The sequence below is a fragment of the Asanoa sp. WMMD1127 genome, from assembly GCF_029626225.1.
In the GTDB taxonomy this organism is placed as follows: domain Bacteria; phylum Actinomycetota; class Actinomycetes; order Mycobacteriales; family Micromonosporaceae; genus Asanoa.
On the sequence record NZ_JARUBP010000001.1, the window covers coordinates 6,103,801 to 6,117,144 of the forward strand.

General features: G+C 72.8%; 8 protein-coding genes. 6 read left to right on the plus strand and 2 right to left on the minus strand.

Translation table 11 applies throughout. The features are described from left to right. The first annotated feature begins 240 nt into the window (after window positions 1–240). From O7635_RS29115 to O7635_RS29125, 3 genes are read left to right on the plus strand one after another with little or no spacing between them, the layout of a single operon-like run. Window positions 241–3,357 carry a family 16 glycoside hydrolase gene (locus O7635_RS29115; protein WP_278083686.1) on the plus strand — a complete coding sequence of 1,039 codons (3,117 nt, stop codon included), beginning with the start codon at window positions 241–243 and terminating at the stop codon, window positions 3,355–3,357. 15 nt (window positions 3,358–3,372) lie between these two features. Further along, window positions 3,373–4,563 carry a multicopper oxidase domain-containing protein gene (locus tag O7635_RS29120; RefSeq protein ID WP_278083687.1) on the plus strand — a complete coding sequence of 397 codons (1,191 nt, stop codon included), beginning with the start codon at window positions 3,373–3,375 and terminating at the stop codon, window positions 4,561–4,563. A 29-nt stretch (window positions 4,564–4,592) separates the two neighbouring features. After that, window positions 4,593–8,561 carry a ThuA domain-containing protein gene (locus O7635_RS29125; RefSeq protein WP_278083688.1) on the plus strand — a complete coding sequence of 1,323 codons (3,969 nt, stop codon included), beginning with the start codon at window positions 4,593–4,595 and terminating at the stop codon, window positions 8,559–8,561. A gap of 40 nt (window positions 8,562–8,601) precedes the next feature. On the opposite strand, the gene O7635_RS29130 is transcribed toward O7635_RS29125, so the two are convergent. After that, window positions 8,602–9,735, minus strand: coding sequence for an anhydro-N-acetylmuramic acid kinase (locus O7635_RS29130; protein ID WP_278083689.1), 1,134 nt, complete (start codon window positions 9,733–9,735; stop codon window positions 8,602–8,604). A 61-nt stretch (window positions 9,736–9,796) separates the two neighbouring features. Here O7635_RS29130 and O7635_RS29135 point away from each other — a divergent pair, with 61 nt between their 5' ends. After that, window positions 9,797–10,618 (plus strand): hypothetical protein, encoded by an 822-nt coding sequence (locus O7635_RS29135; protein WP_278083690.1) that lies wholly within the window; start codon window positions 9,797–9,799, stop codon window positions 10,616–10,618. Here the strand turns inward: O7635_RS29135 and O7635_RS29140 are convergent. Then, complete coding sequence (locus O7635_RS29140) at window positions 10,594–11,751, minus strand: hypothetical protein (protein ID WP_278083691.1); 1,158 nt, start codon at window positions 11,749–11,751, stop codon at window positions 10,594–10,596. The genes O7635_RS29135 and O7635_RS29140 overlap by 25 nt on opposite strands. A 124-nt stretch (window positions 11,752–11,875) precedes the next feature. Between O7635_RS29140 and O7635_RS29145 the strand changes: the two genes are divergently transcribed. Both O7635_RS29145 and O7635_RS29150 read left to right on the plus strand, forming a co-directional pair. Continuing rightward, window positions 11,876–12,427 carry a carboxymuconolactone decarboxylase family protein gene (locus O7635_RS29145; RefSeq protein WP_278085593.1) on the plus strand — a complete coding sequence of 184 codons (552 nt, stop codon included), beginning with the start codon at window positions 11,876–11,878 and terminating at the stop codon, window positions 12,425–12,427. Between the two features lie 68 nt (window positions 12,428–12,495). After that, on the plus strand, window positions 12,496–13,320 hold the full coding sequence (locus tag O7635_RS29150) for an NmrA family transcriptional regulator (RefSeq protein ID WP_278083692.1): 825 nt from the start codon (window positions 12,496–12,498) through the stop codon (window positions 13,318–13,320). Window positions 13,321–13,344: the final 24 nt, after the last annotated feature.

Sequence of the window (13,344 nt, forward strand, 5' to 3'; positions counted from 1 at the left end):
ATAGATAAAAGTCTGCTCAAGCTGATCGAAAGCTGTGGACATGTTGAAGATCAGCGATTAGGGTCGGTCGCACACCACGTTGTTTCGTCGATGTAAACGGCTCGCGAGCGGTGCACCTCGCGCGTCGTTTCACACGCCCACGTCCCCGACCCCCAGGCATCGCCGACCCGTTCCACCAGGGTCAGCGAGGTCTGCCTTGCCATGTCATCCGTCGGTCGACTTGCGGAAGGTATGCCGGACATGCCCATTGTTTCCAGGCGAAGGCGCCTGCTCTCGAGACTCGGACACGGCCGGTTCGCCCGGCCCACGTCCGCGTTCGCGGCCGTCACCGTCATGCTGGCCAGCGTCGTGCTGGCCGGGGTCCTGTCGGGCACGCGCCCGGCCGGGGCCGAGCCACCGGCGGACGGCGGCGCCGCCGCCCCGCAGCAGCTACAGGCCCAGGTGCTCACCTGGACGGCCGGGGACAGCTTCACCGCGTACGCCTCGGTGCCCGGCTCCGCCGTCGCGGGCCCGACCACCATCGTCTTCGAGAACAGCGCCGCCACCGGCAACACCACCGGGATGCAGCACACGCTGACCTTCGACACCGGCGACCCGCGCTACAACAACGACGTCAACGTCAACATCATCGCCGACCCCAACGACGCCAACGGGGGCCGGCACACCGTCGACGTGACGCTGACGCCGGGCACCTACCGCTTCTTCTGCGCGATCCCCGGGCACGGCCAGATGACCGGCCTGCTCACCGTCACCGGCGGCGAGGGCGACACCACCGCCCCCGAGGTGACCGCGCAGGTCGCGGGCGAGCGCGACGGCGACGGCAACTACGTCGGCGCGGCCACCGTCACCCTGAACGCGACCGACGCCGGCTCGGGCGTCGCGCGCGTCGAGTACGCCCTGGACGGGGGCCCGTTCGGCACCTACTCGGCGCCCGTCACCGTCAACGGCCCGGGCGCGCACACCGTGCAATATCGCGCGACCGACGTCGCCGGCAACACCTCGGAGATCGGGTCCACGCAGTTCACGGTCGTCGAAGGCCAGGAGGAGGACACCACCGCGCCGACCGTCACGGCCGCGGTCGGCGGCGACCAGGACGAGAACGGCGCCTACGTCGGCGCGGCCACCGTCACGGTGACCGCCACCGACACCGAGTCGGGCGTCGCCAGCGTGGAGTATTCGCTGGACGGCGGGGCCTACGCGGCCTACACCGCGCCGGTCACCGTCAACGAGGCCGGCGCGCACACCGTCACCTTCCGCGCGACCGACGGGGCCGGCAACACGTCCAACCCGCAGTCGGTCGCCTTCACGGTGGTCGACGCCGCGGACCCCGACGAGACCGCGCCCGAGGTGACCGCCACGGTCGCCGGCGAGCAGAACGAGCAGGGCGCCTACGTCGGCACGGCCACCGTCACGGTGGCCGCCACCGACGCCGACTCCGGCGTGGCCACGGTGGAGTACTCGCTCGACGGCGCTCCGTACGCCGCCTACAGCGACCCGGTCGCGGTCACCCAGCCCGGCGCGCACACGTTCAGCGCCCGCGCCACCGACGAGGCCGGCAACACCTCCGAGCCCGAGACGGTGCAGTTCACCGTCGCCGACGCCGGTGGCGGCGACACCACCGCGCCGACCGTCACCGCGGCGGTCGACGGCGACCAGAACGAGCAGGGCGCCTACCTGGGCAGCGCGACCGTCACCGTCACCGCGACCGACACGGAGTCGGGTGTGGAGACGGTGGAGTACGCGGTCGACGGTGGGGCGTGGGTCGCCTACACCGCGCCGGTCACGGTCAACACGACCGGCGCGCACACGGTCACCTTCCGGGCGACCGACGAGGCGGGCAACACCTCCGAGCCGGGCAGCGCGCAGTTCACGGTCGTGGACGCGCCCGACCCCGACAACACCGCGCCGACCGCGACCGCCACGGTGGCCGGCAACCGCGACAACGCCGGCGCGTACGTCGGGGCCGCCACGGTCACCGTCAGCGCCACCGACGCCGACTCGGGCGTGGCCACGGTCGAGTACTCGATCGACGGCGCCCCGTACGCGGCCTACACCGCACCGGTCACCGTCAACCAGCCGGGCGCCCACACGGTGAGCTACCGGGCGACGGACAACGCCGGCAACACCTCGGCGCCGGGGACCGTGCAGTTCACCGTGGTCGCGGCCAACGACGACACCACGCCGCCAACCGTCAACGCCGCCATCAGCGGCCAGCTCAACAGCGGCTGGGCGTACGTCGGCAGCGCGACCGTCACGCTCACCGCGAGCGACAGCGGCTCCGGCCTGATGCGCGTCGAGTACGCCCTGGACGGCCGCGGCTACCTGGTCTACACCGGGCCGGTCACGGTCAACACCCCGGGCGCGCACACGTTCACCTACCGGGCCACCGACCGGGCCGGCAACGTCAGCACCACCGCCTCGACCACGTTCACCGTGGTGGAGAGCGCGCCGCCGGCGCCGACCTGCGAGGTCGCCGACAACCGGGTCACGGTCTGGATGGGCACCCACGACACGGGCGTGGCCAACCGGGTGATCGAGGGCGGCTGCAGCATCAACGACCTGGTGCTCGACGAGTCGCCGTGGCCCAGCGCCGCCGACTTCGTCGCGCACGTCACGGCGCTGGCCGACCGCTGGCACCAGCGCTCGCTGATCCCGCTGAAGGATCGCAACGGCCTGGTCCGCGGCGCCCGCGAGTCCAATGTGGGCAGGGCCGAGTCCGTGCAGGGCTACGCGCCGCTGCTGGACGCCAAGGCCGCCTCGTTCCGGCTCTGGGAGCAGGTCGGCGCCGGCGGTTTCCGCCGCAACGCCGACGGCTCGATCACCAGCAGGCCGGAGGACGGCCTCGGCATGCTCTGGTTCCCGGTCCGCACCTACGGCGACTTCTCGCTCAAGCTCCAGTGGCGCGACGACGCCCCGGGTGAGGCGCGGGTCAACAGCGGTGTCTTCGTCCGCTTCCCGCAGGTGCACCAGCACCCGCAGGAGCCGCGGCCGGAGTGGGTGGCCATCAAATACGGCCACGAGCTGCAGATCTTCGACAGCCCGACCGGCGACCAGTACAAGAGCGGCTCGGTCTACGGCTTCGACCGGGTCGACCTGGCCGACGCCGGCGTGCGGGACAAGGGCGTCTGGAACGACTACGAGATCCGCGTGGTCGGCCAGCACTACTCGATCTTCCGCAACGGCAAGCTGATCAACCAGTTCACCAACGCGCCCGGCCTCACGTTCGACCCGCCGCGGGCCGACGACCCGGGCACCGACGGGCGGCAGCACGCCGAGGGCTACATCGGCCTGCAGAACCACGGCGCCACGGACACGGTCAGCTTCCGCAACATCCGCATCGCCCCGCTGACCCCGTAAGCAAAGGACAGACCAGTGGAGAAGGAAACCTCACGCCTGGGATCGGCGGGCGGGCCGCGCATGCTGGCCATCGCGATCCTCGCCGTGACCCTGGTCGGTGCGGGAGTCCTCCGGTTCGGCGGCCAGCAGGCCGCCGCGCCGGGGGCGCCCGCCGAGGCCCCGGCCGTGGCCGCCGAGAAGGCGGCGCTCGCGGCCCTGGCGCCGGGCGACCGCCCGGAGGGTTGCATCCAGCCGGACCGACGGATCCAGCTGTACGCGGTCGAGCTGCCCAAGGACGGCACGCAGGTCCGGCTCGGCTACGGCCTGACGCCGGAGACGGCCTCGTACCCGGGTCCCCTGATCGAGATGATCGAGGGGGAGTGCCTGGCGATCACGCTGCACAACCAGATCCCGGAAGCGACGCTCGCCGCGCTGCGGACCGAGCCGAACCATCCGCTGGGCGTGTCGCTGCACACCCACGGCGTGAAATACACGCCGACCTCCGACGGCACCGTCCACACCGACTCGTGGGTTCCGCCGGGCGGCCAGCGCACCTACATCTGGTTCGCCAAGCCCCGCAACGCGACCACCGGGGCCCAGGGCACGGCCGGCTACTGGTGGTACCACGACCACATGGTCGGCGGCGCCCACGGCACGCGCGGTCAGGGCGCCGGCCTCTTCGGCGGGCTGGTCGTGCGGCGCCAGGGGGACCTGCGGCCGCACCGCACCTATGTCACGGCCTTCGGTGACCTCCAGTCGATCAACCTGCGCCGCGGCGCGGCCACCGACACCTGTGACCCGGCCAACCCGGTGCCCGGCCCGACCTGCCTGGTCGCCAAGCCCGGCGAGCGGGTCGAGTTCGTGGTCATCGGCATGGGCAACGACATGCACACCTTCCATTTGCACGGCCACTCCTGGGCGGACACCCGCACCGGGACGGTCGACGGCACCAACCGGGCGCTCGTCGACTCGGTGCCGGTCATCGACAACAAGACCCTCGGCCCCGGCGACTCGTTCGGTGTGACGGTCGTCGCCGGCGACTCGGTCGGCCCCGGCAACTGGATGCTGCACTGCCACATGCAGTTCCACTCCGACCTGGGCATGGCCACGATGCTGCACGTCCTCAACCCCGACGGCACGCTTCCGTCGCACGCCCACGACCACGCGCCGGCGGCGGCCGCGGGCGCGCCGGCGGCACACGCCGGCCACCAGGCGAGCTCGAAGTGACCACCCGAGAGCCCCACGAAGGAGCAGGAATGGCACACCGAAAGCGGCCGACGCTACGCCGCGCGATCGCGCTGGCGTCGGCGGCCGTGCTCACGCTCGGCATCATGACCGGCCCGGGATCGCCGCCGGCCTCCGCCGCGGCGCCGACCTGGGGCGCCAACGCGGTCAACGTGCTCGTCTTCCACGGCCCGGTGGACCAGCAGAGCGACCCGGTCACCAAGGCCGTGGCCGCGGTGCGCAGGCTCGGCACGGAGAACGGCTTCACCGTGCGGGTGTCCAGCAACCCGGCCGACTTCAACCGCGACAACCTCGCCAGGTACCGCGGCGTGGTCTTCCTGTCGGCCAACGGCGTCACGCTCGACGACGCACAGGAGGCCGCGTTCCAGGCGTACGTCAAGGGTGGTGGCGGGTTCGTCGGCGTCCACGACGCGGCCCGCGCGCAGCCCACCTCGGAGTGGTTCACCGGGCTGGTCGGCAGCCGGCCGGCGCCGAGCCTGCCCAACGCCGAGAAGGTCGTCGAGTCGGCGGCCAGCGGCCAGAACCCGCCCAACGAGACCGTCGCCAACCTGTTCGACGGCCGCACCGGCACCAAGTGGCTCACGTTCGCCACCACCGGCTGGGCCCAGGGCAAGCTCGCCGCCCCGACGGTGATCAACCGGTACGCGCTGACCTCGGCCAACGACTTCGCCGGCCGGGACCCCAAGAACTGGAAGCTGCAGGGCTCGGCCGACGGGCAGAGCTGGACCGATCTGGACACCCGCACCAACGAGGTGTTCCAGCAGCGCTTCCAGACCCGGCAGTTCTCGTTCGAGAACACCACCGCCTACCAGTACTACCGGCTCGACGTCTCCGCGAACAGCGGTGAGCCGATCATCCAGCTCGCCGAGCTGTTCCTGATCGGCCCGGACGCCGGCCCGCCGCCGGAGGCCAACGTGCAGCGGGCGACCGTCAGTGTCGTCGACCGGCAGCACCCGGCCAACGACGGCCTGCCGCTGACCTGGACCCGGGAAGACCAGTGGATCAACTGGGACCCGAACCCGATCGGCAACGTGCACACCGTCGCCCAGGTGCAGGAGCACACCTACAACGCGGGCCTGTCCGGCAACGGCGCGTTCCACCCGATCTCGTGGTGCCGCGACTACGACGGCGGCCGCTCCTTCTACACGGGCATGGGGCGCACCGACGCCAGCTACACCACCGACACGAAGTTCCTCGGCCACCTGCTCGGCGCGATCAAGTGGACCGCCGGCCTCGTCCGTGGTGACTGCCAGGCGACGATCGCGTCGAACTACAAGGTCGAGCGGCTGACCGCGGTCAACCAGCCCGGCCAGCTCGACCAGATCGGTGAGCCGCACGGCCTGACCATCGCCCCCGACGGCACCGTGTTCTACATCGGCAAGGCGGCCTGCCCGTCCGGTCCGATCGTGGACTGGAACGACCCCAACGTCGGCAAGGGCTGCGGCACGATCCATTCCTTCGACCCGCGTACGAAGCAGGTCAAGCTCCTCACCACGCTCGAGGTGATGGGCAACCGGGGCAGCGGCAGCGAGCTCGTCAAGAACGAGGAAGGTCTGGTCGGTCTCACGCTCGACCCGAACTTCGCCGAGAACGGCTGGGTCTACGCCTACTGGATGCCGCACGCGTCGATCGACCGCGAGAAGCGGATCGGCCAGCGCACCGTGTCGCGGTTCACCTACGACAAGGCCGCCCAGACGATCGACCAGGCCACCCGCAAGGACCTGCTGCACTGGGACACCCAGATCCACAGCTGCTGCCACGCCGGCGGCGGCATGACCTTCGACGAGTCCGGCAACCTCTACATCGGATCCGGCGACAGCAACTCGTCCGGCGGCTCCGACGGCTACTCCGGCAACAACTGGACCCAGGAGTACGCCGGCACGTCGTTCCAGGACGCGCGGCGCACCGCCGGTAACACCAACGACCTGAACGGCAAGATCATCCGGATCCACCCCGAGGCGGACGGCACCTACACGATCCCCGAGGGCAACCTGTTCACCGGCCAGGAGGGCGGTGGCGGCAAGGCCCGCCCGGAGATCTACGTGATGGGCGTGCGCAACATCGCCCGCATCGCCTGGGACCCGGTCAACGACTGGCTCACCGCCGCGTGGGTCGGCCCGGACGCCGGCGCGCCCAGCCCGGAGCTCGGCCCGGCCAAGTACGAGACGGCGACCATCATCACGCAGGCCGGCAACCACGGCTGGCCGTACTGCATGGGCAACCGGCAGCCGTACCGGGACCGCAGCAACACCGACGCGACCCAGCTCACCGGGTGGTACGACTGCGACAACCCGAAGAACGAGTCGCCCCGCAACACCGGTCTGGTCAACCTGCCGCCGGTCCGCGACAACATGATCTGGTACTCGCCCCAGGGCGGTGGCCCGGTCTTCCCGAAGCGGGCGGACGGCAGCGGGATCCCGACCTACGTGCAGTCGGAGACCACCTACACCCAGCCCTACCTCAGCGGCGGCGGTCAGGCCATCATGGACGGTCCGACCTACCACCGGAAGAACGTCGACGTGAACAGCGGCGTGGCGTGGCCGGCGTACTGGGACAACAAGTGGTTCATCGGTGACCAGTCCAACGCCAACAACCGCGTGGCCATCACGGTCAACCCGGAGACGGCGCGGGAGGCCGGCGCCCCGGCGTTCGCCGAGGACCTCCGCCGGATCATCCCCGGCGGCACCAACCCGCAGACCCAGCTGCAGTCCTGGATGGACGCCAAGTTCGGCCCGGACGGCGCGCTCTACATGCTGGACTACGCGGGCGGCTTCTTCAGCCTGCACAACAACCAGAAGCTGATCCGGATCACCTACAACGGTGGCCAGGCGACCCCGAACCCGGGTCTGGCCACGGCGGTCTCGGCGACCCCGACGACGCCGCGCACCATCGAGTTCTCCAGCAACCGGGTCGGCGGCGTCGCCTGGCAGTGGGACTTCGGCGACGGCACCGCGGGCTCCACCGCGCCGCACCCGAAGCACACCTACCGGCGCTACGGCACGTTCACCGCGAAACTGAAGGTGACGTACGCCGACGGTGAGGTCGTCGAGTCGTCGATCCCGGTCACCGCCGGGTGTGTGGCGGCCGACGCCCGGCCCACGGTCTATTTCCTCGAGACCGACAGCGGGGTGGCCAACCGGCAGGTGGGCGGCGGCTGCACGATCAACGACCTGATCGACGACGAGACGACCTGGCCCAACCGCGGCGCCTTCGCCGACCACCTCGAGACGGTGATCGCGGAGCTCACGGCGGCCCACGTCATCGACAACCGGGAGGCCGGCACGCTGCGGCGCACCGGCACCCAGTCGCCGATCGGCGCCACCAACGGCTACCAGACGATCTTCAACGGCTCGGCGTACTCGCTGGCCGGCTGGCGTCAGGCGCCCGGTGGCTCCTTCGGGCTGCGGCCCGACGGGTCGATCCGCAGCAGCGGCGGCCTGGGCATGCTGTGGTACGCCGACCAGGAGTTCGCGGACTACTCGATCAAGCTGCAGTTCAAGGACATCTCACCGGACGCCGTCCGGGCCAACAGCGGTGTGTTCGTGCGGTTCCCGGACCCGCGTACCCCGCTGGAGCAGCGTCCGCCGGGCAGCTGCGGCACGGTCGGGTCGGCGCGTTCCTCGCAGGCCTGGGTCGCGATCTTCTGCGGACACGAGATCCAGATCTACGACGGTGAGACGGGCGAGCCCCAGAAGACCGGGTCGGTCTACAACTTCGACCCGAACAACCTCGCCCAGTCCGGCGCCACGGCCAAGGGCGTCTGGAACGACTACGAGATCCGCGTGGTCGGCCAGCACTACACGATGATCCGCAACGGCGTGGTGATCAACGAGTTCGACAACACGCCGGGCAAGCAGTCGTCGCGCGCGGGCGACCCGCCGACCGACCTGCGGCAGTTCATCAGCGGTTTCGTCGGGTTGCAGAACCACGGCAACAACGACGTGATCGAGATCCGCAACGTGCGGGTCCGCACCTACTGATCCAACCCGATGACCGGGTACGGGCGGCGCCCGTACCCGGTCATTCCATTGTCAGCCGGCGCGGCAGCGTGGCCAGCGGGGTCGGGAGCCGCAGCGCCTCGGCGCCCGGGGTGATCGCGCCGACCACCCGCGGCCCGCGGGCCCCGGTGGCGGCCGGCACCGCGCCGGGCAGGCCGTGCCAGGTGAGCCAGCCGATCAGCGCGAACAGCACCGCCTCCTTGGCGTCGGCGGGCAGCCCGACCTCCTCGGAGCGGACGAGCGTGACACCGGGCGCGTGGGCGGCGAGCCGGGCGAGCAGCGTGCGGTTGTGCACGCCGCCGCCGGAGAGCAACAGGTGGTCGAGGCGGTGCCGGCGCACCTCGTCGGCCACCGTCACCGCGGTCAGCTCGGTCAGCGTGGCCAGCAGGTCGGCCGGGGGATAGCCGCCGGCCCCCTCGAGGTAGGCCGCCGAGAACAGCTCCTTGCCCGTCGACTTCGGCGGCGTACGCGCGTAGTAGGGCTCGACCAGCAACCGGTCCAGCAACTCGGTCCGGACCGTGCCGCCGGCCGCCAGCGCGCCGCCGCGGTCGTAGGGCTCCCCGGTCACCGCCAGCGCGGCGGCGTCGACCAGCGCGTTGCCCGGCCCGGTGTCGTAGGCGCACACCTCGCCCGGCACCGCGACCGTCAGGTTGGCGATGCCGCCCAGGTTGACCGCGCCCCACCGCCCCGCGCGGCCGGCGAGCAGCATCAGGTCGAGCACGGGCACCAGCGGCGCGCCCTGCCCGCCGGCGGCGACGTCGCGGATCCGGACGTCGGCGACCACCGGCAGCCCGGTCCGCTCCGCGATCCAGGCCGGCTGCCCGAGCTGGAGGGTGCCGTCGGTGGCGGCGTGGAACAGCGTCTGCCCGTGCGAGCAGACCAGGTCGGCGGCCCCGGCCGCGTCCAGCGCCGCGGTCGCCGCGCCGGCGAACGCCTGACCGAGCCGCGTGTCCAGCGCGCACACGTCGCCGAGCCGGACCTTCCCGGGCGGCAGCGCCTTGCGGATGGCGGCGCGCACCGCCGGCTCGTACGCCGTGGTGGCGTGGTGCAGCAGCCGCGCCCGCAGCTCGTCGCCGCCGGGCGTCGCGGTGAACGACACCAGGGCCGCGTCGATGCCGTCGTGCGAGGTGCCGGAGCTCAGGCCGAGGACGCGCATCGATCCACCCTGGGCCAGTCGTGGGCTGCGCGTCAATGCGTGGGCGGCGCAGAATGACGCCATGACCGAGACGCAGCGGTACGCGCTGGCCGGCATGTCCGTCGTCGAGCGCGACCTGGTGGCGAGAGCCGACGCGCGGCAGCTCCGCCGGGTGGCCCGCGGCCGGGTGCTCGAGCAGCAGCCGGCCGGCACGCCGCCCGCGGGCGAGGCCGGGCAACGCCGGCTGGCCCGGTTGCGCGAGTTCCACGGCGGCACGGTCGAACGGGCCCGGGCGCCCCGCCCGGCGCCGGTCGCGCTCGGCACCGTGGCGACGCCGCCCTACGAGTTCGAGTGGACGTGGAGCCACGCGGTCAACGACACGCGCGTCGACGCGCTGACGGCCGCCCGGGCCGACGGCGCCTGCGAGCTGACCGGCATCGCGACCGGCGAGACCGGCGACGCCACGCTGAGCCTGCGGGCGGCCGTGGGCCTGGCCGTGCGGCCGGGCGTCGACGGGCTGCTGACCCTGGCCGCGGCGCCGGCGCTGAGCTGGCGCTGGATGACCCTGGTCAACCTGCAGGACGGCGCGAGCGCCGGGTTCACCGGTTTCGTCGTGCAGCGGTTCCGGGTCGCCGACAACGCCTTCGAGGGCACCGAGGTCCAGCAGATCGGGCCCTACCTGTGGAGCGAGAACTCCTGGTGGGGCGGGGCCAACGGGGAGGCGACGACCGACGCGCACCCGCTCGCCGCGACGATCCCGGTCAGTGCCGCACACTGGTACGCGGTCTGGGTCTGGTGCGGCACGATCGCCGACGCGGGTCACGACTTCGGCATCTTCTGGTGGGCCAGCGCCCGCTCGTCGCTCGCGCTGCGCCTGCCCTATGTGGCCTGGAACGTCGCCTGAGGCGGTGGCGGCACCTCGTCCGGCGCCTCCGCCGGCGTGGCGGCGCGCGGCGGCAGCTCGACCCGGGCGAGCCGACCGCGGTCGACGTCGGGCCGGCGCAACGCGACCCGCCAGCTGAACGGCAGCGTGTTGCGCCCGCCGCGCAGCTCGCGCACCTCGAAGCCGCCCGGCGTCCGCTCGCCGATCCGCAGCCCCTCGGTCTCGCCCTCCGGCGTCAGGAAGACGTGGTAGTCGTCGCCCGGGCGCGCCACCGCCGCGAGGTCGTCGTCGAGCGGCACCCAGGCCCGTCCCTCGACGAGCTCGGCCCGGCCGAAGTCCTCCCACCAGCTCAGTGGGCTCTCCACCGCGTAGAGCGCCCGGTCGGTGCCGTCCGGGTGGCGCACCACCGCGGACTTGGCGCCGAGCACGAGCAAATCCCGCCAGACGGTGGCGTCCTCCTCGATCAGCACGCTGCCGCGGAACGCGCCGGCCCACGGCCGCAAGCCCGGGCGGCCCTTGCCGGGTACGCCCTCGACGCCGATGCCGCCGTCACCCTCGATCGTCAGGCCGACCCCGCGCACGCCCACCGTGTTGCCCGAGCCGCGCACGCCGACGCCGGCGCCGCGGAAGCTCTCGCCGACGACCCCGGTGGCGCCCTTGTCGGCGCGCCCGTAGACGCCGGCGTCGCCGCGCAGCACGGAGGTGGTCAGGCCGACGACGCCCTGGCCGACCGGGCCGCGGGCGTCGCCGATCACGCCGATACCGCGATGGCTGGCCCCCACGACGCCGGTGCCGACGTCACCGGTGCTCGGCGTGCCGGCCGCGCCGGGCACGCCGGCGGTGAAGGCGCCGGCCACGTTCGGCAGGGCGATCAGGGCCTCCGTGAGCTGGTGGTCGGCGCCCTGGCGGACCTGCACGTTGCGGACCTCCACACAGGACGGATAGGACTCCGCCGCCGGGTTGACCGCGCCACCCGGCAGGTACTGATCCTCCGTGCTGCGCTTGGTCAGCGTCAGCATCGGGCCCGGTCCGGCCGGGATGCCCTCGGTCGCCGCCCGCACCAGGTCCGCCGCCCAGCTGGTCGGCGCGCTGGAGCAGTTGACGTTGGGGTGCGCCGTGTCGGCGCCGGTCAGCAGGGGATCGCCGTTCGCCATCGCACCAGCGTCGCCCCGACGCCCGCCGCGGCACAACGCGCCTGCCGCGCACCCGACACGGCGTGCCGCCGGGCCGCGCGCATGGCAGGCTCGCCGTCAGGAACGACGTGGGGAGAGTGACGTCATCGCACACATCGACCTGGGGTTCGACGAGAAGGAGTGGCCCGGGATCACCGGGCTGATGCGCTACCGGCCCGAGACCGCCGGGCCGTTGCAGGCGCTGGCCGACGCGCTGCTGCGGGCGCCGAACTCGTTGCCGGCGGGGGAGCGGGAGCTGATCGCCGCGTACGTGTCGGCGCTCAACGACTGCGCGTTCTGCCGCGACTCCCATTCCGCGGTGGCCGCGGCCCGGCTCGAGCCCGGCATGGCGCTGGTCGAGCAGGTCCGGGCCGACCCCGAGACCGCGCCGATCCCGCCAAAGCTGCGCGCCCTCCTGCGGATCGCCGCCGCCGTGCGCGAGGACGGCCGCGCCGTCACGCCGGCGCTGGTCGAGGCCGCCCGCGCGGCGGGCGCCACCGACGTCGAGGTGCACGACACCGTGCTGATCGCGGCGGCGTTCGCGATGTTCAACCGCTACGTCGACGGCCTCGGCACGCACGCCCCCGACGACCCGGCCGCCCACGCGGCGTCGGCGCGGCGGATCATCGAGTTCGGCTACGCCGGCCGGCGTCCGTGAGACTGGCGCTTATGCGGGTGAGCGTCTGAGCCATTCAGAAGCGCGTCGGACCGGGCTGTACTCGATGCATGACATCCAACGAGCAGATTCTCGTCATCGGCGGCACGGGCAAGACGGGGCGGCGGGTCGCCGATCGGCTGCGCGGGCGCGGCATCCCGGTCCGCGTCGGGTCGCGCGCCGGCACGCCCCGGTTCGACTGGGCCGACCGGACGACGTGGGCGCCGGCGTTGGCCGGCGCGCGGGCCGCGTACGTCTCCTTCTATCCGGACCTCGCCGTGCCCGGCAGCCCGGCGCTGATCGGCGAGCTGGCCCGGGTCGCCGCCGACGCGGGCGTCGGCCACCTCGTGCTGCTCTCCGGCCGCGGCGAGGAGGAGGCACAGGCCAGCGAGGCGGCCCTGGCCGCGGCGGTCGACGGCACCGGCACGGCGTGGACGGTGGTCCGGGCGAGCTGGTTCATGCAGAACTTCAGCGAGGCCTTCATGGCCGACGGCGTCCGCGAGGGCACCGTGGTGCTGCCGGCCGGCGACGTGCCGGAGCCGTTCGTCGACTGCGACGACGTCGCCGACGTGGCGGTGGCCGCGCTGACCGGCGAGACGCCGTCGGGCCGGGTCTACGAGGTGACGGGGCCGCGGGCGCTGACGTTCGCGGAGGCGGTCCAGGAGATCGCCAAGGCGGCCGGCCGCGAGATCGCGTTCGTGCCGGTGCCGCTGGACGCGTACGCCGCGGAGCTGCCCGCGTACGGGCTGGGGGAGGAGGAGATCGCCCTGATCACGTACCTGTTCGGCGAGGTCCTCGACGGCCGCAACGTGGCCACGACCACCGGGGTCCGCGAGGCGCTGGGCCGCGAGCCCCGCGACTTCGCCGACTACGCCCGCGACACGACCTGGGGTTAAGGCCGATCCGGTGGATCATGCCGG

Coding starts and splice junctions, on each gene's coding strand:
- O7635_RS29115 (WP_278083686.1), top strand. CDS start 241: ATGCCCATTGTTTCCAGGCGAAGGCGCCTGCTCTCGAGACTCGGACAC.
- O7635_RS29125 (WP_278083688.1), top strand. CDS start 4,593: ATGGCACACCGAAAGCGGCCGACGCTACGCCGCGCGATCGCGCTGGCG.
- O7635_RS29130 (WP_278083689.1), bottom strand. CDS start 9,735: ATGCGCGTCCTCGGCCTGAGCTCCGGCACCTCGCACGACGGCATCGAC.
- O7635_RS29135 (WP_278083690.1), top strand. CDS start 9,797: ATGACCGAGACGCAGCGGTACGCGCTGGCCGGCATGTCCGTCGTCGAG.
- O7635_RS29140 (WP_278083691.1), bottom strand. CDS start 11,751: ATGGCGAACGGCGATCCCCTGCTGACCGGCGCCGACACGGCGCACCCC.
- O7635_RS29150 (WP_278083692.1), top strand. CDS start 12,496: ATGACATCCAACGAGCAGATTCTCGTCATCGGCGGCACGGGCAAGACG.